Annotated in this window: 1 pseudogene; it reads left to right on the top strand. The window is 75.0% G+C overall.

Going from position 1 to position 649, the window contains the following annotated elements:
• Positions 1–649 (top strand): annotated as a pseudogene (locus D471_RS34645) (DNA helicase); the annotation flags it as partial.

Genomic DNA, 649 nt, shown 5'->3' with positions numbered 1-649 from the left:
AGTACTGGCTGCACCGGGCCGAACGCGCCGGGGCGGGCGGATTCGTCGGCCTCCAGCACCGGGCCGCCATCCGCCGCGAACTGGGCGTGAGCACCGATCCCGACAGCCTGGCCAGGCTGTGCGCGGTCGCCCGGATGGAGAGCGACTGGCGGGCGGCGGTCGACCGGCGGACCCGCTGCGCCCCGCTCGGTGAACTCACCAGCGGGCTGACCGACGCCCTGGCCGGACACCGCAGGTCCAGCTCCGCCTGTCTGAGCGCGGTCACCGAACCACGGCTCTGGCGTGGCCGGGCGGCGATCGAGAACCGTCTGGAGACCCTCAACTGGCACCACGGCACCGGCTGGCCGGGCGTGTCCAACCTGCTGGACACACTGCCCACGTGGATGTGCCGCACCGACCAGGTCCGCGCCCTCCCGCCGCAGGCCGGACTCTACGACCTGGTGATCGTGGTGGGGGCCGAGCGCACCAGGGCCGCCGAGGTGCTGCCCGCCCTCTACCGCGCGAGCCGGGCCGTGGTGCTCGGCGACCCCGCCCACCCGGGGCCGATGAGCGTGCTGGAACCCGCCGAAGAGCGTCGGGCCCTGGTCGCCGCGGGGATGTCCCCCGACCAACTCGACGACCGGGGACTGCGGCACGGGGCGGGTTCGGC

It is taken from the genome of Nocardiopsis lucentensis DSM 44048 (assembly GCF_000341125.1).
Lineage (GTDB): Bacteria > Actinomycetota > Actinomycetes > Streptosporangiales > Streptosporangiaceae > Nocardiopsis > Nocardiopsis lucentensis.
The sequence above is the reverse complement of the archived record's forward strand: the minus strand, read 5'-3'. Positions and strand labels throughout refer to the sequence as shown.